15 protein-coding genes are annotated in these 20,249 nt (G+C 69.9%); 4 read left to right on the top strand and 11 right to left on the bottom strand.

Annotated elements, in window-relative coordinates; translation table 11 throughout:
* Positions 1–21 precede the first annotated feature (21 nt).
* The 5 genes from ABTY62_RS02050 to ABTY62_RS02030 form a co-directional block, all read right to left on the bottom strand.
* Positions 22–774, bottom strand: a complete 753-nt coding sequence (locus ABTY62_RS02050; protein ID WP_352127460.1) for an amino acid ABC transporter ATP-binding protein — start codon at positions 772–774, stop codon at positions 22–24.
* 14 nt (positions 775–788) lie between these two features.
* Entirely contained in the window at positions 789–1,793 is a 1,005-nt protein-coding gene (locus tag ABTY62_RS02045; protein WP_352127391.1) for an amino acid ABC transporter permease, read from the bottom strand.
* A gap of 39 nt (positions 1,794–1,832) precedes the next feature.
* Complete coding sequence (locus tag ABTY62_RS02040; RefSeq protein ID WP_352127390.1) at positions 1,833–2,771, bottom strand: ABC transporter substrate-binding protein; 939 nt, start codon at positions 2,769–2,771, stop codon at positions 1,833–1,835.
* 1 nt (position 2,772) lies between these two features.
* Complete coding sequence (locus ABTY62_RS02035) at positions 2,773–3,591, bottom strand: nitrilase-related carbon-nitrogen hydrolase (protein WP_352127389.1); 819 nt, start codon at positions 3,589–3,591, stop codon at positions 2,773–2,775.
* A gap of 62 nt (positions 3,592–3,653) precedes the next feature.
* The gene (locus ABTY62_RS02030; protein WP_352127388.1) at positions 3,654–4,628 is read right to left on the bottom strand and encodes a substrate-binding domain-containing protein; all 975 of its coding nucleotides are present in this window, start codon (positions 4,626–4,628) and stop codon (positions 3,654–3,656) included.
* A gap of 187 nt (positions 4,629–4,815) precedes the next feature.
* Between ABTY62_RS02030 and ABTY62_RS02025 the strand changes: the two genes are divergently transcribed.
* Entirely contained in the window at positions 4,816–6,225 is a 1,410-nt protein-coding gene (locus ABTY62_RS02025; protein WP_352127387.1) for an aminotransferase class I/II-fold pyridoxal phosphate-dependent enzyme, read from the top strand.
* 29 nt (positions 6,226–6,254) lie between these two features.
* On the opposite strand, the gene ABTY62_RS02020 is transcribed toward ABTY62_RS02025, so the two are convergent.
* Positions 6,255–6,995 (bottom strand): polysaccharide deacetylase family protein, encoded by a 741-nt coding sequence (locus ABTY62_RS02020; protein WP_352127386.1) that lies wholly within the window; start codon positions 6,993–6,995, stop codon positions 6,255–6,257.
* Between the two features lie 511 nt (positions 6,996–7,506).
* Here ABTY62_RS02020 and ABTY62_RS02015 point away from each other — a divergent pair.
* The 3 genes from ABTY62_RS02015 to ABTY62_RS02005 all read left to right on the top strand — a co-directional run bounded on the left by ABTY62_RS02015 (position 7,507) and on the right by ABTY62_RS02005 (position 11,318).
* A complete protein-coding gene (locus ABTY62_RS02015) occupies positions 7,507–8,148 on the top strand; it encodes a DJ-1/PfpI family protein (RefSeq protein ID WP_502997388.1) in 642 nt (213 codons plus the stop codon).
* 160 nt (positions 8,149–8,308) lie between these two features.
* Positions 8,309–9,490, top strand: a complete 1,182-nt coding sequence (locus ABTY62_RS02010; RefSeq protein ID WP_352127384.1) for an ATP-grasp domain-containing protein — start codon at positions 8,309–8,311, stop codon at positions 9,488–9,490.
* Positions 9,491–9,536: 46 nt separating this feature from the next.
* Complete coding sequence (locus ABTY62_RS02005; RefSeq protein WP_352127383.1) at positions 9,537–11,318, top strand: carbamoyltransferase family protein; 1,782 nt, start codon at positions 9,537–9,539, stop codon at positions 11,316–11,318.
* 59 nt (positions 11,319–11,377) lie between these two features.
* Here the strand turns inward: ABTY62_RS02005 and ABTY62_RS02000 are convergent, their stop codons facing one another.
* The 5 genes from ABTY62_RS02000 to ABTY62_RS01980 form a co-directional block, all read right to left on the bottom strand.
* Positions 11,378–11,818 carry a cupin domain-containing protein gene (locus ABTY62_RS02000; RefSeq protein ID WP_352127382.1) on the bottom strand — a complete coding sequence of 147 codons (441 nt, stop codon included), beginning with the start codon at positions 11,816–11,818 and terminating at the stop codon, positions 11,378–11,380.
* A 16-nt stretch (positions 11,819–11,834) separates the two neighbouring features.
* Positions 11,835–13,799: an aminotransferase class I/II-fold pyridoxal phosphate-dependent enzyme gene (locus tag ABTY62_RS01995; RefSeq protein ID WP_352127381.1), complete on the bottom strand. Its 1,965-nt coding sequence runs from the start codon at positions 13,797–13,799 to the stop codon at positions 11,835–11,837.
* A gap of 22 nt (positions 13,800–13,821) precedes the next feature.
* Positions 13,822–14,778, bottom strand: a complete 957-nt coding sequence (locus tag ABTY62_RS01990) for an NAD-dependent epimerase/dehydratase family protein (protein WP_352127380.1) — start codon at positions 14,776–14,778, stop codon at positions 13,822–13,824.
* Between the two features lie 44 nt (positions 14,779–14,822).
* Complete coding sequence (locus ABTY62_RS01985) at positions 14,823–17,573, bottom strand: alpha/beta fold hydrolase (RefSeq protein ID WP_352127379.1); 2,751 nt, start codon at positions 17,571–17,573, stop codon at positions 14,823–14,825.
* Positions 17,574–18,272: 699 nt separating this feature from the next.
* Positions 18,273–20,123 (bottom strand): helix-turn-helix domain-containing protein, encoded by a 1,851-nt coding sequence (locus ABTY62_RS01980; protein ID WP_352127378.1) that lies wholly within the window; start codon positions 20,121–20,123, stop codon positions 18,273–18,275.
* Positions 20,124–20,249 lie beyond the last annotated feature (126 nt).

Genomic DNA, 20,249 nt, shown 5'->3' with positions numbered 1-20,249 from the left:
CGCGGCAACGTACCGTCCGGCTCACAGGAAACGGCTGAGGAACGCCCGGGTGCGCGGGTTGGCCGGGTTGTCCAGGACCTCCTCGGGGCGGCCGCTCTCGACGATCCGGCCGCCGTCCATGAAGACCACGCGGTCGGCGACCTCCCGGGCGAAGCCGATCTCGTGGGTGACCACCAGCATGGTGAGGCCACCGCGCGCCAGGTCCCGCATGGTGGCGAGGACCTCGCCGACCAGTTCGGGGTCGAGGGCGCTGGTCGGCTCGTCGAAGAGCATCAGCTTCGGCCGCATGGCCAGGGCGCGGGCGATGGCCACCCGCTGCTGCTGCCCGCCGGACAGCTGGCGCGGGTAGGCGTCCGCCTTCTCGGCGAGCCCCACCTGCGTCAGCAGCCGCAGCGCCGTCTCCCGCGCCTCGGCCTTGGGCACGCCCAGGACGCCGACCGGGGCCTCCATGACATTGCCGAGGGCGGTCTGGTGCGGGAACAGGTTGAAGTGCTGGAACACCATCCCGATGTCGCGCCGCTGCCGGGTCGCCTCGCGGGGCCGCAGATGGTGGACGCGGGAGCCGGCCCGGCGGAACCCGATCAGCTCGCCCTCGACGTGGACGGAGCCGGAGTCGATCGGCTCCAGGTGGTTGACGCACCTCAGGAAGGTCGACTTGCCCGAGCCGGACGGGCCGAGGAGCACCACGACCTCGCCCGGGTGGACCTCCAGGTCGATGCCCTTGAGCACCTCCACATGTCCGAACCGCTTGTGCACCTGGTGCGCCCGTACCATCGGGCGGGTGGTCGTCATGAGGAGGTCTCCGTTACGGGGGCCGTCCGCGCCGCGCGGCGGCGGAAGAGCGCGAAGTCCCAGAAGCTCTGCGGGGCGTTGCGGCTGCTGCCGCGGGCGTAGTAGCGCTCGATGAACGACTGCCCGACGTAGAGCACGGAGGTCATGACCAGGTACCAGAGGCAGGCCACGATGAGCAGCGGGATGGTCTCGAAGGTGCGGTTGTAGATCGACTGCGCGGTGTAGAGCAGATCGGCGAGGGCGATCACGCTGACCAGCGAGGTCGCCTTGAGCATGTTGATGACCTGGCTGCCGGTGGGCGGCACGATGAAGCGCATCGCCTGTGGCAGCACGATCCGGCGCAGGATGCGGGCCCGGCCCATGCCGAGCGCGGAGGCGGCCTCGGTCTGGCCGTGGTCGACGCCGAGCAGGCCGCCGCGCACGATTTCGGCCATGTACGCGGCCTCGTTGAGGCCGAGGCCGAGGATGGCGGCGAGCCAGGGGCTGATCAGGGTGTTGGTCTCCGCGCTGATGAACTCGGGGCCGAACGGGATGCCGAAGGAGATCCGGGGCAGCAGCGCGGAGAGGTTGTACCAGAAGATCAGCTGCACCAGGACCGGTATGCCGCGGAAGAACCAGACGTAGGTGCCGCAGACCGCGCTGAGCACCCGGTTCTCCGACATGCGGCCCACCGCGACGAAGACGCCGCCGACGATGCCGATCGCCATGGCCACCACGGTGAGTTCGATGGTGGTGACGATGCCCTGGCCGAAGACCTGCGCGCCGAAGTACTCGCCGACCGTGCCCCACTCGAAGTTGGGGTTGGTGATCAGGAAGTGTCCGAGCTGGGCGGCGAGGACCGCCAGGACCGCCACGGACAGCCAGCGGAGCGGATGCCGTACGGGTACGGCGTCGGCCACGTCCACGGGCTGGTCGGGGGCGTGCGGGTGGGTCGCCCGCTCCTTGACGGCGACATCCGCCGGGGTGTGGTCCCGGGATTCCGGGGAGGGTTCGGTGGCCATGGCGGCTCACCTCCTTTCGTGAGTCATCCGGAGCCGGGCCTAGGACGTGGCGAGGTTGACGCCGGCCTTCTTCAGCTCGTTGTCCTTGAGCCCCCACTTCGCCATGACCTGGTCGTAGGTGCCGTTGTCGATCAGCTTCTGAATCGCCTTGAGCAGCACGTCGCGCAGCGGTCCGTCCTTGGGTACGACGGCTCCCTGGTAGAGGTCGTCGAACCCGTTGGACTGCCCGGTGCCCGCCAGCTCCAGCTCGCCCTTGGACTGCTGCACGAAGTACGTCAGCGGGGCCTGCGAGGAGAAGAAGGCCTCGGCGCGGCCGGACTTGACGGCGAGGACGGAGGACGGCTGGTCCTTGTACGACTGGACCTGGACGGCGGACTTGCCCTTCTTCACGCAGTTCTCGGACTGCTTCTTGATGACGCCCTCGGCGGAGCCGCCGGCCATGACCGCGATCTTCCGGCCGCAGGCGGTGTCGAGGGAGGCGATGCCCTTCGGGTTGCCCTTCGGCACGGCGAAGACGACGAACTCGCGCACCCAGTCGACGAAGTCGTTGGCGCTCTGCCGCTCCTTGAAGTCGCCGACCGGGCCGATGGCGAAGTCGTAGCGGCCGGCCTTGATGCCGGTCAGTTCGCTGGGCAGCCCGTCCGTCGTCACATGCTCGATGGTGACGCCGAGGACCTTGCCGAGCGCGGCCGAGAGGTCAGCGGAGGCCCCGGTGAGGTTGTGGCCGTCGGACCCGGCGATCTCGTACGGCGGGAAGGAGCCGTTGTTGACCGATACCAGCTTCCCGGACCGGCGTGCCTTCTCGGGCAGTTGGTCGTGCAGTTCCTTGTCCTCGGTCAGCTGGGACCCCGCCGCGGCGGCCGTGCCCTTGCCGCCCGCGGCGCCGTCGGCCTGGGGCGGGTTGGAGCCGCAGGCGGCGAGCAGGGCGGTACAGGACAGAGCGGCCGCGGCGGCGAGGGCGAGTCGTCTGGGGGACATATCAGGCTCCGAGGGGAAGGGTGCCGAGGGGACGGACGGTCGGGTCGACGGCGAACCGCCGGTTGGCGAGGACGGGCAGGGTGCTGCGGGCGGCGGCGGTGACGCCCGGGTCGGCCTCGGCCCAGGCCAGGCCCTGGCCGGTGGCGAGCCGGGCGCGCACGGTGCCGAGCGGGTCGACGATCAGGCTGTTGCCGATGTTGCGGGGGCCGGACTCGCCGCTGGCGGCGACCCAGCAGGTGTTCTCCAGGGCCCGCGCGGCGATCATCACCTCCCAGTGGCGTTCCTTGGCCGGGCCGCGCACCCAGGCGGCCGGGAGCGCCAGCACCTCGGCGCCCGCGTCGGTCAGCAGCCGGGCCAGCTCGGGGAAGCGGACGTCGTAGCAGGTCATCAGGCCCACCTTGGTGCCGGCCACCTCGACGACGACGGGGGGTTCGTCGGCGGGGCGGACGTTGGCGGACTCCTGGTCGCCGAAGGCGTCATAGAGGTGGATCTTGCGGTAGCGGGCGATCAGCTCGCCCGCGCGGAGCACCACCAGGGTGTTGAAGACCCGGCCGTCGTCGGAGGGCTCGTGGATGCCCACCACGACGGTGGTGGAGCTGTGCGCGGTGGCGGCGGCGAGTTCGGTGACGAACGGGCCGTCCAGCGGCTGGGCGACCTCGCGGATGCGGTGGCGGTCCTCGGTGAAGCGGGCCAGGACGCCCTCGGGGAGGACGAGCAGGTCCGCGCCGCCCCGGTCCGCCTCGGCGGCGAGGTCGAGGCACGCGCCCAGGTTCTCCTTCCAGTCGGGGCTCGCGGCGAACTGTCCTACGGCGATGCGCATGGTGCGGTGCTCCAAGAAGTCTCGATCGGTGAAGTGGGCAGGTCCGACGGGGGACGGCGGCGTCACGCGGCGGGGACGGCGGCGGCCGACGGGAGCGGGAAGACGACGGCGGGGTCGATGGGCTCGGGCGCTATGCCCTGGGCGTGCAGCTCCTCGCAGAAGGCCCGGGTCATGGCGGCGTTGGGCTCGGTGCCGTACGGCATCCAGTCCGCGCCGAAGACCTCGGCCGACTCGGTGAGGGCGTGCAGCAGCCAGGGCGTGGTGTCGGCGAGCAGCCGCCGCCGCTCCAGCCAGTGCCGCTTGGACGCCTCGAGGCCCGTGAGAAGGGCGGCGGGCAGCTCCGGGTGGGCCTCGACGACCTCCTTCTTCAGCGTCACCAGGTGGATGCCGGGCACGAATCCGGTCGCCGCCCAGTAGGCGCGCTCCGCGGCCGGGTGGTCGTCGAGCAGATGCCGGAAGCGGCTGTCCGGGGTGAAGAACTCGGTCGGCATGAACGGGGTGAGGACCGCGTCAAGCCGTCCCGCGGCCAGCTCCCCCACCAGCGACTCGCCCTCGGCCATGGCCGAGACGTGCCGCGGCAGCGGACGGTCCCCCAGCCGGTCCTTGCCGACCTCCCCGGCGGCCAGCGGCCCCACCCGCCATTGGATGCCGGACAGATCCACGCCCGCGGCCCGGATCAGCGCCCGGGTCCAGGTGTTGCCGGAGTCGGGCCAGCCGGTGAGTCCGATCCGGGCGCCGGCGAGCTGCTCGAGCGAGCGCAGCGGGCTGTCGGCGCGCACCAGCACACAGCGGTGGCGGAAGCCGCGCATCACGAACGCGGGCAGGCCGACCAGCCGGTCGTCGCCCGCCGCGCGGGCCCGTACATAGCGGCTGAAGGAGGTCTCCCCGCCGTCGAGACCGGGCTCGGCGAGCACGTCGGGAGTGACGTCCCGCGCGTCGATCTCGACCTGGAAGCCCGGGACCTGCACCCGCCCGGACATCAGCGGCACCAGGTGGTCCCAGTCGCGGAGTCCCAGACGGATCGTGGGCGAAGACACAGCACGCACTCCTAGCGGTTGGTACATGACACACAAAGCTCGTTCATGGCGCACATGGCTTGTTTTCATCCATGCGATGACCGGAAGGCTATTGTTCGGAAGAGAAGGCAAACAAGATCTGCTTTGTTACTGAACATAGTTTTTCCATGTCGTAACCTGAGTGCGCACAGGCGGCTATGGAGCGCGGATGTGGGGGAATGAGCCGGTGGGCAGCGGAGACGGCAAGGTCGGGGGACCGGACGGCGCATGGCCGACCAGCAGACTCGCGGGGCACATCAAGGACGCGAGCGCCCACGGCATCGCGGCCGCCATGACCGATCTGATCCGGTCAGGTGAGCTGGCCCCCAGAAGCGCGCTCCCCACCGTGCGGGCCCTGGCCGGTGAGCTGAACGTCAGCCCCAGCACCGTGGCCGAGGCCTGGGCCGTGCTGCGCCGGCACCGGATGATCACCACGCTCGGCCGGCGCGGAAGCGTGGTCAGCGGCCCCCCGTCGGTGCCGCACCCGGTCCGCTACGAACGCGTCGGCGACTTCGGCGCCCATCTCACCCTCGATCTCGCCGTGGCGGCACCGGACCCCGCCCTGCTGCCCCCGCCGGCCGAGGCCCTGCTCGCCGGGGCGCGCACCCCGCTGCTCAACGACTACTCCCGCACCGCCATCACGGACGGGCTCCTCGACGCCGTGCGCGACACCTGGCCGTTCGCGCCCGAGGCGTGGATGGCCATCGACGGCGGCTACTCAGGCGTACAACTGCTGTGCCAGGCGCTGATCGTCCCCGGCGACCGGGTCATGGTGGAGGACCCGACGGCGGCCCGCCTGCTGGACATCCTCGAAGCCCTGGACGCCCAGGTCGTGCCCGTCGCCTGCGACGCCGAAGGCCCGCGGCCCGACGCGCTGGCCCGCGCCCTGGACCAGCGGCCCGCGCTGTTCCTGCATCAGTCCCGGGCCCAGGCGCCCTGCGGCTGGACGCTCAGTGAGGAGCGGGCCGCGGCCCTGGCCGCCCTGCTGGAGGACGCCCCGAACGTCACCGTCCTCGAGGACGACGGCATCGGCCCGCTCGCCACGCGCCCGGCCGCCAGCATCGGAACGCACCTCCCGCGGCGCACCGCCCTGGTGCGCTCGTACTCCAAGGCGTACGGGCCCGATCTGCGCCTGGGCGTGGTCGGCGGCCCGGGGGAACTGATCGAACGCGCCCGCGTCCTGCGGACCTTCGGCTCCGGCTGGACCAGCCGCATCCTCCAGGACGCGCTCGCCCACCTGCTCACCGACGCGGCCACCACCCGCCGGGTCCAGGAGGCCGCCGAGCGGTACGCGCTGCGCCGCGGCGCGCTCGCCGAGCGGCTCGCCGGGCTCGGTGTGCCCACCCTCAACCGGGACGGCCTCATGCTCTGGGTGCCGGTCGCCGACGAGACCTCCGCGCTGGTCACCCTGGCCGCCCGGGGTGTCACCGTCTCCCCGGGCAGCCGCTTCTGTGTCTCCTACTCCGAGCCCCATGTGCGGGTCGCCACCAGCAGGCTCTCCGAAGACCCGGCCGCCCTGGACGACACGGCGGCTCTGCTCGCCCTGGCCGCGGCGGCCACGGCCGATCACCTCCGCTGAGCCGGGCCGCCGCGGTGGAGCCGACGGGCTCAGGGGGCGGTGACGACCGCGGTGCCGCCGGCTCCCGCGGTGATCCGGCCGGGGCACAGCCCCCGTGCGGCGAGCCCGCTGAGGATCTGCGGCACGGCGCCGACGGTGCTCTGGTAACCGCCGTCGTGCATGAGGATGATGCCGCCGGCCCGCAGGGTGGCGGCGGCCTGGACGATCTGCTGGGTGCCGGCGCCGTTCCAGTCCTGGGAATCCACGTTCCACAGGACCTCGGTCAGCCCGAGGCGGGCCGCGTCCGACTTGACCTGCGCGTTGGTCTCCCCGTAGGGCGGCCGGAAGAGGGTGGGCGCCTGTCCGGTGATGCGCTGGATGGTGCTCTGGGCGGTGGCGATCTCGTTGTACGCGGCCGGTTCGCCGATCTGGGTGAGGTGGGCGTGGGTGGCGGTGTGGTTGGCGATCCACATGCCCGCCGCCTGCTCGGCCCTGAGCAGGTCCGGGTACTGTTCGGCGTGCTGCCCCCAGACGAAGAAGGTGGCCTTGGCCCCGCCGGCCCGCAGAGCGGTGAGCAGCGCCTGCGTCGATGAGGGGTTCGGCCCGTCGTCGTACGTCAGACCCACGTAGCCGTTGGGGCAGTTGGCCCAGGCCGCATCGCCGCGTGCCTCCCCGGGCGTGGCTGCCAGGGAGGCAGTCGCCGGGGAGGCAGCCACCGAGAGCGCCGCCATGGCGGCCGTGGCCGCGGCGATGAGCCCGATCCGTATGCGGTTGCGCGCGCTTCCGAGCATTGTTCCTCCTTGACGGGCGTGGTGGAGGTGCACCTGTTCGCAGCGCCGCCGGAGCCCGCCGCGGATGGCGATCGATGCGGAGTATGCTGCGGGACTGACACAGCGTCAACGCTCTCTTCCGGAACAGTTCCGGAAGGAACTTCCCGTCACGCTTGTGCTGGTGACCTTTTGAACTGCGCCTTCTCGGCACCGAGCGACAGATCTCGATCGCCATGGGGATCTTGAGGTCACCGGGCCCGAAAAATTTCCGGAAACGGGATGGCGCGTGGCCGCCGGAACTCACCCGCGCCCCGGAGCGACTACCTGGTTCGCCGGCACCCCGCCGGCTCTTGCGCGAATCAGGGAGTCACGCATGGCAGAGGTGGACCGCAATCGCCGCAGGCTGCTCCAGGCGGCCGCGGCGAGCGGGATGGGCGCGGGACTGACGACGATGGGCGCCGCGTCGTCGGCACGGGCCGAGGAGGTCGGAACACGCGGCGACGCGGGGGCGGGCGACCCCGGGGAGCCCAAGGTGCGGGTGGCGGTGCTGCTGTACGACGGGGTCACCGCGCTGGACGCGGTCGGCCCGTACGAGGTGCTGTGCCGGGTGCCGGGGGTGACGGTGACCATCGTGGCCGAGAAGGCCGGGCGGGTCCGTACCGACACCGGCGAGTTGGGGCTGGTCGCGATGCGTTCGCTGGACAGCGTGGCGCGGGCCGAGGTGCTGCTGGTGCCCGGCGGAGGCCAGCGCGGCACCACGGCGACCATGGCCAACACCGCGGTCCTGGACTGGATACGGCGCATCCACCGCGGGTCCACGTGGACGACCTCGGTGTGCACCGGCTCGCTGATCCTGGGCGCCGCCGGGCTGCTGCGCGGCCTGCCCGCCACCACCTACTGGGCATCCCGCCCCTATCTGGCGGACGCCGGCGCCGTCTACACCCCGGGCCGGTTCGTCGAAGCCGGGAAGATCATCACCGCGGCCGGGGTCTCCGCCGGAATCGACATGGGCCTGCACCTCGCCGCCCGCCTGTCCGACGAACGGACGGCGCAGGCCATGCAGCTCGCCGTGGAGTACGACCCCGCCCCGCCCTATGACACCGGCAGCCCGGAAAAGGCGGGCCCGGAACTTCAGCAGCTCGCGCTGAAGTTGCTCGCGGACGCCGCGCGATAAGTCGGCGGGGCGGTGACGGCTGTGCAGGAATGGGGTGAGCGATTCCATTCCTGCACATTATTCAACTCGCAACTCCGCCTTGTGACTTGCATCACAGCCCATCGGCAATGGATCACAAATCTGCTCCCCTGTGAAAAGATGCCACCTCGGGGAGGCAAGAATGCCGACAATGATTGTTATCGGATACCGGGAAGATCTCGATCAGGCAATACGCCGCCGCGGCCTGGACCCCTACTATCTCGTACAGCCACCGGCGATCCCGCCGAAGGACCGCGACTTCACACGCGTCGACGACATCGAGAACGCCCAGGAAATACTGCGAGCAGTGCTGTCCGCGCGCATCGACGATGTGGCCGGGGTGCTCAGCGTCCATGAGATGGGAGTATTCGGGGCAGCCTATCTCCGTCAACAGCTGAACCTTCCCGGCAACACGGACTCGAAGAGAGTCCTGTACTTCCGGGACAAGTACCTCCAGAAGAGCGCACTGCCCCGCGACATCAAGCGAGCGCGCTGCCGATACGCGTCACGCGACACGTCGTTCACCGATCTCGCGGACGATCTGGGAAATCCCTTCGTCATCAAGCCGGCGACCGGAGCCGGCGCCCTCCGTACGAGCATCGTCCGTTCCCCGGAAGAGTACTCGCAGGCCCTGGAGCCATTCCCGGGCCAGTCGGAAGTCGCGATCGTCGCCGAGTCCTTCGTAGACGCCCCGGAAGTTTATATCGATGGCGTCTGGGAGAACGGCGATCTTCGATGGTCGTCCATGAGCAGCTACCACGTCTCACCGCTCAGCGCCGCACGGGGCGACATCCTGGCCGCGTACACGCTGGACAGAAGGCAACATTCGACACTTTTCCATCAGGCGGAGACGCTCGCCGGGCACGTACTGACAAGCCTGAACGCACCTGATTGCGTATTCCATCTGGAAGCGTTCACCGAAGAAACAGGGCTGACTTTCGGCGAGTGCGCCATCCGTCTCCCGGGGGCACTGTCCCCTCAGGTCAACAAGTTGACGTACGGCGTCGACCTCTTCGACGTCGAAATCAGTCTCGCGCTCGGCGAAGGGGCGTCTCAGGCACTGGCGAACAACAGCGCACCGGAGCGCTTTCACGGATACATCCTGCTGCGTTCCGCTCCCGCCGGCAATCTGACTCAACAGGATTTCGAACGCAACTTCCGTTTCGATGAGCTCCATTACTCTTCATCCCCCGATGCGCCGGTAGGACCGTACGGCCGCGTCGGGCAGGCGATCGTGTCCGACCCGGACGAGCTGAAACTGCGACAGACGATCGAGGAGATCGCGCGATTCAACGAGGCCGGACCCGGCCTGCGGGCCGAGTAACCGGCCCGCCATGTTGCTTATTTCGTGCTTGGGAGGCTGAGAACCAGTGATCGTGCTCGGTTACAACGGATTCAGCAGAGGTGCGGAACTTTTTGGGCGTCTTTACGGGGCGACCGGCGTCGGCCGTAATCTCCTGGTGGGTCATGACGCCGCGGCGGCTCTGGTCATCGACGGCGAGATGGTCGCGGCGGTCGAGGAGGAGCGGCTGAGCCGGGTCAAGAAGACCTCCGACTTTCCGGCCAACGCAATCGAATGGTGTCTGAGCTCCGCCGGTGTCGAACTCGACCAGGTGGATGTCTTCGCTTTCCCCTGGCGCTTTTCGCCGGCCGTGGCCGAGGAGATGATTTCGCAGATATGCGACTCCGACATACCGGTCACGGCCAAGTTCGACGCCCTGCGCAGCACGGGCGAGCTCTACTCCGGCATGCTCAGCCGCGAGGCGGTGTACGACGACTTCGTCCAGCGCACCGGCTATGAACTGGACCCCAACAAGCTCAGCCTGGTGCCCCATCATCTGGCCCATCTCATGTGCGGCGCCTATCTGGCCGGCGGGGGCGACGCGGCCTTCCTGGTGAGCGACGGCCGGGCGGAGACCCTGTCCTCCGTCATGGGGGAACTGCGGAACGGCGTGGTCCGGCTCTTCGACGAGAGCACCGTCCCCATGACCAGCTCGCTGGGTGTGGCCTTCGGGAGGATCACCCGCTATCTGGGGTTCGTTCCCAACAACGACGAGTACAAGGTGATGGGCCTGGCCGCGTACGGCCCGCCGCCGCGCCACAACCCCCTGCTCGAACGCGTGGTGCGGCTGCACGAGGACGGCTCGTACACCATCTCCATCCCCCGGGACATCGGGGCCTACTACGCACTGTTCGACAGTCTGTTCGACGGCGACAGCGAGAAGCGCGAGCAGTTCGACTTCCGCGTCAAGGTCGCCGGACTGGCGCAGCACATGGTCGAGGCCATCACCGCTCATCAGGTGCGCTCACTGACCGCGGCCTCCAGCCTGGACACCCTGCTCTTCGAGGGCGGGCTGGCGCTCAACTGCGTGGCCAACACCAAGATGCTGGAGAGGTCGCCCTTCACCGGCATGGAGGTCAGCTTCGGGGCCAGCGACCCGGGTGTGGCCATCGGCGCGGCCGTGTACGCCGCCGGTCTGCGGAACCGGCCCGCCGACGCGGTCACCACCCCGTACCTGGGGCCCTCGTACGACGAGAGCCAGGTCCTGGACGCGCTGGCGGAGTTCACGGACAGTGTCGAGTGGCAGGAGGAGCCCGACGCCGCCGCGGTCGCCGACAGAACGGCGGAGCTGCTGGCCGGCAAGAACGTCGTCGGCTGGTTCCAGGGCCGCGCCGAGTTCGGACCGCGCGCCCTGGGCAACCGCAGCATCCTCGCCAATCCGGCCTTCCCCGATATCAAGGACATCATCAACCTCCGGGTGAAACACCGGGAGCCCTTCCGCCCCTTCGCGCCGGTCATCCTCGAGTCCGAGGCGCCACGCGTCTTCGAGATGGGCAAGAAGGCCTCGTCCCCCTATATGACGTTCGTCTTCCCGGTGCGGAAGGAGTACCAGGAGCGGATTCCCGGCGCCTGTCATGTGGACGGCACCTCCCGCGTCCAGACGGTGAACGAGCGGCAGAACCCCGCGCTCGCGGAGCTGTTGCGCGCCTTCACGGCGCGGACGGATGTGCCCTGCCTCCTGAACACCTCCTTCAATGTGGCCGGTGAGCCCATCGTCTGCTCACCGCGGGACGCGCTGGAGTGCTTCCTCGCCACCGAGATCGACTATCTGGTCATCGACCGGTTCGTGGTCACCAAGAAGGGCAGCTGAGCCGTCGGCCCGCAGGTCACGCTCGACCTGCGGGCCGGCGTCCGGCCCTCGCCGGGGCGCTACCCGAGCCGGAGGGGCTCGTTCGGCCCACTCTTCGTCTCAATGGTCAGGAACGACAGAACGTCATCGCCGATGTTCTTCAGATCATGAAGGTGGTACCGCCCCGTCGCGAGGTCGAAGTACCGGGTCTGGCCACGGACATAGGAGATCTCCCGCGTGCTGCCGTCGCCGTTGTGCTGGCGGGCCCGGCCGTCGGTGAGGGCTGTCCAGTGGTAGGCCAGCACATGTCGATGGACGGGAATCCGCTCTCCCGGGTGCAGACGGGTCTCCCAGATACGCAGCTCATCGGTCTCCTTCAGCAGCGACTGGCCGACGCAGCCGTGGTGGGCGTTGCTGTCGAACTCGGCCTTCAGCGGCGGACTCCAGCGGGCGAATCCTTCGGCGACGACGGTGGAGGCCAGGGGGACATCGGGGCGAGGACCATTACCCACGAACCGCATCCTTTCGGTCTTGGGGTCACAGGGCGGAGGAGAGTGCTTCGAGCAGCGTGTCGTTGGCGCGCCGGTCACCGATGGTGATGCGGCAGGTATCGGGCACGACGCGCCCGATGGCGGCGACGAGGATCCCCGCGGCGTCCAGTCGGTCCACGACGCGCTCGTACTTGTGGAACCGGACCAGCAGGAAGTTGGTCTCCGAGGGGAACACCCGATCCACGGCGGGGTGATCGGCCAGTGCCTCGGCCAGGCGATCACGCTCGGCTCGGATGCGTCGAATGCTGTCGAGCACCGGCCGGGAGTTGGTCAGCCGGTCCCGTACGGCGCGCTGCGAGGCGTTGGTGAACCCGAAGGGCACCTGCACCCGCCGCAGCGCTTCGATGATGCCGGGCTGGGCGAGGACGATCCCGCAGCGGGCGCCGGCGAGCCCCCACGCCTTGGAGAGTGTCCTGAGCACGATGAGGTTCTCGTGCTGGGCGACCAGCCCCGCGTAGGAGGATTTCTCGCTGAACTCGACATAGGCTTCGTCGATCACCACCAGCCCCCGGCCGCGCGCCAGCAGGGTGTGTATCTGCGCCGGATCGAGCCTGGTCCCGGCGGGGTTGTTCGGATCGCACAGGATGGTCACCCGTGGATCGGCCGCCAGGATGCGCTCGGTGTCCAGCCGGGACAGGTCCTCCCCGCACAGCGGCACCTCGGTGACGGGCAGGCGCAGGACGCGTGCGAAGTGGTCGTAGAGCGGAAAGGTGGGGGGCGTGACGCAGACGCCCTCGCCCGGCGAGGCCAGCGCGGACAGGAGCAGCAGGACGCCGTCCACCGCCCCGCTGCTGAACAGCAGATGGTCCGCGCTCAGCGCGTCGAGACCGTCATGGCCGGGCAGCTTCGCGACGGTGGACAGATACGTCCGGGCGAGCTCCGCCGTGTCGAGCTCGGGATAGTTGCCGTCGGCGCCCAGGAACGGGTTGGTGTTGCTCGACAGGTCGATCTGGTCGAACCGTGGCACATGGCGGAAGCGGGCCGGGCCCGGGACCGGCACCGTCGTGACGGGGGGCGCCGCGAAGTCCGACAGTGCCTGCTCCCCTTTCTCCTCCGGGATCGCGAGGCCGGGGGCGCGCAGCCAGTGGTCGAGGGGGATGAACAGGTCGGCTCCGAGGCGCCGCATGCGGTCGGCGTCCTCCCGGCCGAGGTGGACCCAGTCCAGGCCGGAGTCCCGGGCATGGAGGTACAGCCGGTACACGGACGCGTCGTGGAGGCCGCGCCGGGCGACGGGGGCGTCGTGGTCGATGGCCTGCGTGAGGCAGTAGATTCCCCTGCCGTTGTGGGACGTGGTCATGAGCCCGGCCTGGACGACGGTGTTCTCTCCGCGGCGCACGAACATCTCGGTGCGCTCCGCCAACTCCCCCCGCGCCAGGGCGTCGAGGGCGTCGGCGTTGTACAGATTGCCGTGGCCTCCGTCGCGCTCGGCCTGGCGCCGGTGGAGCTCCACGAAGGCGTCCCGCGCCCAGGGCTTCCCGTCGAGCTCACTCAGCGGGATGCGCTCCCAGGTGACTTCATGGGCGACCTCCTCGTGGTGGCGACGCAGGTCGCCGAGTCGCTCGGCGCCGACGCGCTGCCGCAGGACGTCGTCCACCTCCCCGGTCAGCCGGACGACACACTCGCTCCCGGCGGCGACGGGAGCGAAACCCGCCGCCCGCAGCGCGCCGGTGTCGTCGCTGCGGCGCACGCCGGGCACGAGGATCTGGGGCACGCCCAGCTCCTCCGCCCGGCCGACCAGCTCATCGACGGCGTGCGGGGCGGGGGCTGGACTGGTCGGGTTGTACGGGGATCCCCCGCCGACCAGGGTGGGGCGTTCGAGCACCGCGGGGTCCAGGACGGCGAACGCACCGGCGTCCTTGCCTATTCGGGCCAGGGAGCATACAGGCGCACGGGACCCGAGGGCGGCGCACAGCACCTGCTGGAGCGCGTCGATATCAGCGGACCTGCGCATGCTCGTTCTCCACTCCTCTGTGTCACTTGGATATCTCGGCTCCGTGCGCCTCGACGTGGGCGTCGATGCGGTCGCGGTATTCCTCGAACAGGTCGGCGAGGGTGCGGGCGATTCCGGTCTTCCAGCCGACGGAGCAGTCGCCGATCAGGCCACGACGGAGGTCATGGTCGAAGATCGCTGTTTCCCGGCTGTAGTCACCGCGGTCCAGCCGCACCGGCACTCCGGTGAGCGCGGACATGTATTCCAGCAGGTCAGTGATGCCGACCTCCTCGTCACCGCCCCAGTTGACCACGCGCGCGGGCGCCTGGGCCGCGTCCCACAGCAGCGGCACCTGGCGGACGACGTCATCGGTGTGCAGCAGGTTGCAGTAGTTCTGCCCGTCGCGGGGTACCGCGCACGGCTGCTCCTTGCGCATCTCCCGGAACAAGATCATGGGCACGCCACCGTGGCCGTACGGGCCGTAGGCGATGTTGAGGCGAGCGATCACCGTCGGCAGCGCGAGTGCCTCGGCCAGGCCGCGCACCACCCCCTCCGCGGTGATCTTGGCGACGGGGTAGGTGGGCAGCCACGGCGCCGCCCCGCCCAGAGGATCGCTCTCCCGGTACCGATGGGTCCGGTCGGCCCGGTTGTAGACCACCCCGGACGAGACGTACAGGAACGCCTCGGCCGCGGAGCAGTGTGTCATCAACCGCGCCGTGCCGACGGCGTTGATGCGCGCGGTCTCCTCGAAGTCCTTGCCGTCGCCCCGGTGCACGGCCGAGTGCAGCACATGGGTGAAGTCGCGCGGCAGGCCCTCCAGGTCATCGGTCGCCATGTCCCAGGTGACGGTGCGGGCGCCCAGCTCCTCGAGGGCCCTGCGCGCCTGCCGGTCGCCGAACCGGCCCAGGCACCACACCTCGTTGCCGGAGGCGAACGATTCGGCGACGGGCCTGGCGACCTGCCCGGTCCCGCCGGTGACGAGAATCTTCTTGCCCTGCATGATCGGCTGCTCCTGCTCGTGTCAGCGGTTGCCCCGGCCCGTCCTCAGCCGAGCGACCGGGCCAGTTCCTGCCGCAAGGTCGCCTGGAAGGTGTGCACGTGCTGCGGGCTCATCAAGGTGTAGTGCTCCCCGTCGACCTCGATATAGGTGTTGGGGTGACGGGTGAACTCGTCCCAGTCGCGCAGTTGGTTGTCCAGCCACTCCTGCTTGGTGCCGCGCAGCGGGGTGCAGTAGAAGACCTTGACCTGCCCGACCGTCCCCGAGGGTTCGTAGGCGCGCCCCAGGTGCACCATGCTCTGGGCCAGCTGAACCCAGTCGGCGAACCGCTTGAGTGTGAGGTCCAGTTCGGTCAGGCGCCGCTTCGGGGCGTGATCGATCAGATGGGCCAGCTGGTCGGCCTCGGGCAGCGGGCGGAGGGTGGCGGTCAGCCCCTCGATGTCGGCGGGTTTGATCAGCTCGAGGAACAGGGCCAGGTTGATCGCGCCGTCGGTGAAGGTGATCTCGTTCATGCGGCCGGAGATCCGCGGCGGCAGATTGAAGACGCCCACGAAGTCGACCTCGTCGCCGTCGGCCTCCAGCCGCTTGGCGATCTCGAACGCCACCGCCGCGCCGTAGGAGTACCCCGCGACGGCGTACGGTCCGCTGGGCTGCGCCCGCCGGATCGCCTCCACATAGGTGGAGACCATGTCGGCGAACGACCCGAAGTGGGTCTCCCCCTGCCCGAACCCCCGGGCCCGCAGCGCGTAGAACGGCCGCTCTCCGGTGAAGTACTTGGCGAGGTTGACGAACACCAGCACCTCCCCCAGGCCGGGATGGACGCAGAACAGCGGCGTCCCGTCCCCGGTGACCTGGAGCGGCACCAGCGGATCGTAGGCGGAGTCCCCGTCGGCGCCCTCCCCGGCGGTCAGCCGGGCGGCCAGCGCCCGTACGGTGGGGGCCTGGAGGACCGTCGACATCGGCACATCCTCGATGCCGAACTCGTTCTGAATCTCCAGCTTGAGCCGCAGCACGTCCAGCGAGGTTCCGCCGAGATCGAAGAAGCTGGCGGTCGCGGAAACCTTCTCGGTGTTCAGTACGCGCGCGTAGACGCCGGCCAGCGTGGTCTCGACGTCCCCCTCCGGCGCCACATGGCCGCCGAGGAACCGGGTGCTCACCTCGTCCGCCCGGCGGGCCGCCTCGTCCAGGCTCCCCTCCTCGACGGCCGCGCGCAGCCGCGACCGCTGGACCTTGCCGAGGTTGCCGCGAGGGATCTCGGCCTCGGTGACGGGGAGGATCAGCTGGGGGCGGAACCCCCAGTGCAGCACCGTGGAGCTGCGGATCGCCACGATGGCCCGGTACAGGGCCGACTCGTCGGCGGGATCGCCGGCCGGGACGAACGCGACGGCGAGCTGTTCGGAATCGGCCCCGTCGGGTCTGATCGGGAAGGCCGCGACCTGCCCGCGCTTCACCCCGTCCAGCTCGTCCAGGACCGCTTCCAGGTCGTGGCTGTAGTAGTTGACGCCGCTGACGATGATGGAGTCCTTGGTGCGGCCGACCAGCATCAACCGCCCCTCGGGGTCGAGGTGGCCCAGGTCGCCGGTGCGGAACCAGCCGTCGGGGGTGAACGCCTGCGCGGTGGCCTGGTCATTGCCGAAGTACCCGTCGGAGACCATCGTGCCGCGCAGCTGCACCTCGCCCGGCTCCGGCGTGCCGGGCCCCGTTCCGGGCCGGTCGGTGGTGGCCAGCACCGTGCCGTCGCCGCCGGCGATACGGATCCGCAGACCCCGCACCGGGCGGCCCAGCGGGGGGAACTCGGTGTCCAGGTCACGGGCGGCGAAGTCCCGGTTGAATACGCTGCCCGCGCAGGTCTCGGTCATCCCGAACGCGGGCACGATCACGTCCTCGCGCAGCCCGTAGCGGGCGAGTGTGCGCAGAAATGCCCGCACGGTGGCGGTCACGGTGGCCTCGCCGCCGGAGATGATGTGCCGCACCTGCGACAGATCCAACTCCTCGGGCGCGGGCGGACGTTGCGCGAGCGCCTGGTTGAGCTGCCCGAACAGGAAGTTGGGGGTGAACGTCACCCGCACCCGATGGGCCGCGACCAGCCGGAGGAACTCCACGGGGTCCGCCAACACGGTGGCGGGAGTCGTCATGACCTGGCGGGCGCCGTTCAACATCGGCAGCAGGTGTGCCTCGATCGCGGCGATGTGGTCGACCGAGATCCAGTTCAACGAGGTGTCGTCGGGGCCGAGTTCCAGCGCGCCGGCCTTACCGGCCTGGGCCGCCAGCAGGTTGGCGTGGGTGAGCCGGACCGCCTTGCTCGCTCCGGTGGACCCGGAGGTGAGCATCAGCAGGGCGAGATCGTCCGGCGCGGGCGTATGGAGCCGATCGTGCTCGGCCGAGGCGTGGCCGAGCTCCTCGACCGTCACGGACCGCAGCCCGACATCGGGCAGGTCCCCGTGCGCCGCCTTGGAGACCACCACCAGCGGGTCGCCCAGGAGCGTACGCAGATGCTCCAGCTGCGCACGCCATCGGGAGGGGTCGGCCGGCGGTGCGATCGGGCACGGCACGGCACCGGTGAGCAGGCAGCCCCAGAAGGCGCGGAAGAAACTCTCCGGATCGTTGGCCGCTATCAGCACTCGGTCGCCCGGGGCGGTGCCCTGGCCGCGCAAACCCTCGGAGATCCGGCAGGCGCAGTCGCGCAACTCGGCGTAGGACAGGAACGGACCGCCGATGAAGGTGATGCCTTGAGTTGTCTCGGAAGCCGCACGCTCGAGCAGCTGCGGGAGCGTCGAAACATGACGTTGATCCGGCATGGGAAAAGCCCTCCGATCGGAAGGGACGGAAAACTTTAGCGAGCAGAATCCTGGGCAGGGCGTGTCGGACCCTCGGCGAAGACATGCGGAAGGCAGGACGGACGTCGCCCATGAGCCGATCCCGTGAGAGCCACGGAATGGTGAAAGTTCTCCCGCAAATTCTGGCTCCCCCGGCTACCGCTGGGAGGTGCCCTCTAGGGTCCGGTTCAACACCGGCGTATGCCGGCTAGCCGCTGCCGACCTCATTGAATCGCGGATACGATATTGAATCGCGGATACGATCGCCTGCCCGACGGGGCCATAGGGCCCGGCGGGCGCATCAAGTGATTACTGGGTCTCATCGAAGAGAAAATTGCGCTCGAAAATCCTGCAGAGTCAGATTTCCACCCCTGGAGCGACGCAGAAGTATGCACCCCTGACAACCATTGCCGGAATCCTGTCTCCCCCGGTTACGGCTGACCAAAACCTTGAAGAAGTGATTTGCCATCCTGCCGACACAGGCCAACACGCGGTTATCATTTCACAGGGATAGAGATATGTAGCGTGTGACATAAGTCACAAGCCAATCCCGCTCCCCAAATAGTTACGGCCCGTACGGGTACTGCGAATTCAACTGTTGCAGGCAAAAAAGGCATATAACGCGGTTCGAGGGCGCCGGTCCGGCGGGCGCCGAAGCGATCGGCTAATTCCGCCCCGAGGTCACGGCGTGCGGGTGATGTCGTCGATCGCGAGAGCCGTGCGCAGCGTGGTCAGGTCGCCGACGCTGGTGAGGGAGACGCCGAGCAGGCTCTCGATGCGTTTGACGCGCAGGCCGACGGTGTTGGGGTGGATGAAGAGGGCCTCGGCGGTGGCGTTGGTGTTGAGGTCGTGGTCGAGATAGGTGCGCAGGGTGGTGACGAGGTCGGTGCCGCGGCGCTGGTCGTACGTCCGCAGGGGGCCGATCCAGCGTTCGGCGAGGACGCCCATGCGCTGGGGGTCGACATCCGCGAGGAGCATGCCGATCACGCCTGCCGAGGCCACCGTGAGGACGTCCTCGCCCGGGGCGTACGGAATAAGCCGGAGCAGGCCGAGGACCTGGCGGAAGGCCCCGGACAGCTGGTCCGGCACCGGGCACCTCTCGCTGACGGCGACGCGCACGCCTCCCTCCATGGCCTGGGCGGCGACGGCCCGGATGTGCCGGGCCAGCTCCTCGGCCCCCTCCGGGTCCGGCGCCGGCGCGACGATCACGATCACGCCGTCGCGCAGCGCCAGCAGGGGCTTGGGGCGCGGCCGGGACAGCACGAGCGACTGGACCAGGCGCAGCAGTTGCGCGGTGACCGCCTCGCCGGCCTGTTCGTGACGGACCGCCAGGACGCGCTGTGGCAGCCGCAGGTCGCTGCCGAGCCGGTCGCCGCGCGCGATCAGCGCCTCCGGGTCGGAGAGCGCCCCGCTCGCCAACTCCGAGACGAGGTCGCCCCGCAGCTGCCACTGCGCGTCGACGACGGCGCGGCGGCGCAGCAGCTCCAGCCCGAGAACGACGGCGGCCTGCTCGATGGCGCGCAGCCGGAGGTCGTCGTCCTCGGCGTCCCCGGCCAGCCACAGCACGCCCAGCGTCTCCTCGCCCACCCGCACCGGCCCCGCGAGCAGGCCGGGGAACGCCTCGGAGGACATCACCGGGGAGGCGGGCGCGACCAGGTCGAGCAGCGAGCGCACGCCGCCCCCGCCGCCGCCGCCACCGTCGGCGTCGGCGTACGGCGGCCAGGACAGCCAGTCCGGCGGCCGGACGGACACCCCGGCGCGCGCCACGCTGGCCAGGGTCTGCCCGGAGACGTCCTGGACGACCACGGCGCGGTCCGCGGTCTCGGCCAGGGCGGCGGCGATGTCGGCGATGCCACCGCCGCGCCGCGCGACGCCGATGAACCGGTCGTGGATGGCGGCGTGCTGCTGAAGCAGCTCCGTGCGGTGGCGCAGCGTCTCGTTGAGGGAGCTCAGCTCCCGCACGCGACGCCGGTCCCGCTCGAGGTGCGCGCTGGTCTCCAGGGCGATCCCGGCGTGGCTGGCGAGGACCTGGAGCAGCTCCAGACCGCCCGGGCCCAGCCGGCGCGGGTCGCTCCCGTAGACGTTCATGGTGCCCACGGTCTCGCCCTGGTTGCGCAGCGGGACCGATGCCATGGAGTGGTGCCCGTGTTCCTCGGCGGCCTTGGCCCAGGGCCCGTACGAGGGGTCGCGGGAGATGTCCTCGACGATCACCGGGGCGCACTCGACGTAGGCCCGCCGGGACGGGCTGCCGGCCAAGGTGCCCTCGGGGGCCAGCAGCAGCGGGGACTCCTCGTTCACCAGCCGGAGGTAGCTCTCGCTCAGCCCCCAGGAGCCCTCGATCCGCAGGACCGCGCGGTCCTCGTCGACCAGCAGCACGGCCGCGCTCTCGTAACCGAGCAGGTCGCAGGCCGTTCGGGCGATCTGCTGGAGCAGGGCGGGCAGATCGCGCTGCTGGTTGACGGCGATGGCGAGTTCGTCGATGGCGCTCATCCAGCGCAGCAGGTCCGGCGGTGCGGAGGACGCGGCGCCCATCGTTGCCTCCCGTATGGCGATCCAGATGCTGTGCTCGCCCCCATGTTAACGACGAATCGCTAGGGGGTCGCACATGCGATGTCGGAGGCGTCCGGGGCCACGATGGCGTCCACCACCCCCTGGTCG

The sequence above is a fragment of the Streptomyces sp. NPDC097640 genome (genome assembly GCF_040302705.1).
Classification (GTDB): Bacteria; Actinomycetota; Actinomycetes; order Streptomycetales; family Streptomycetaceae; genus Streptomyces.
Note: the sequence above shows the minus strand (reverse complement) of the source record. Positions and strands in the feature narration are given on the sequence as shown.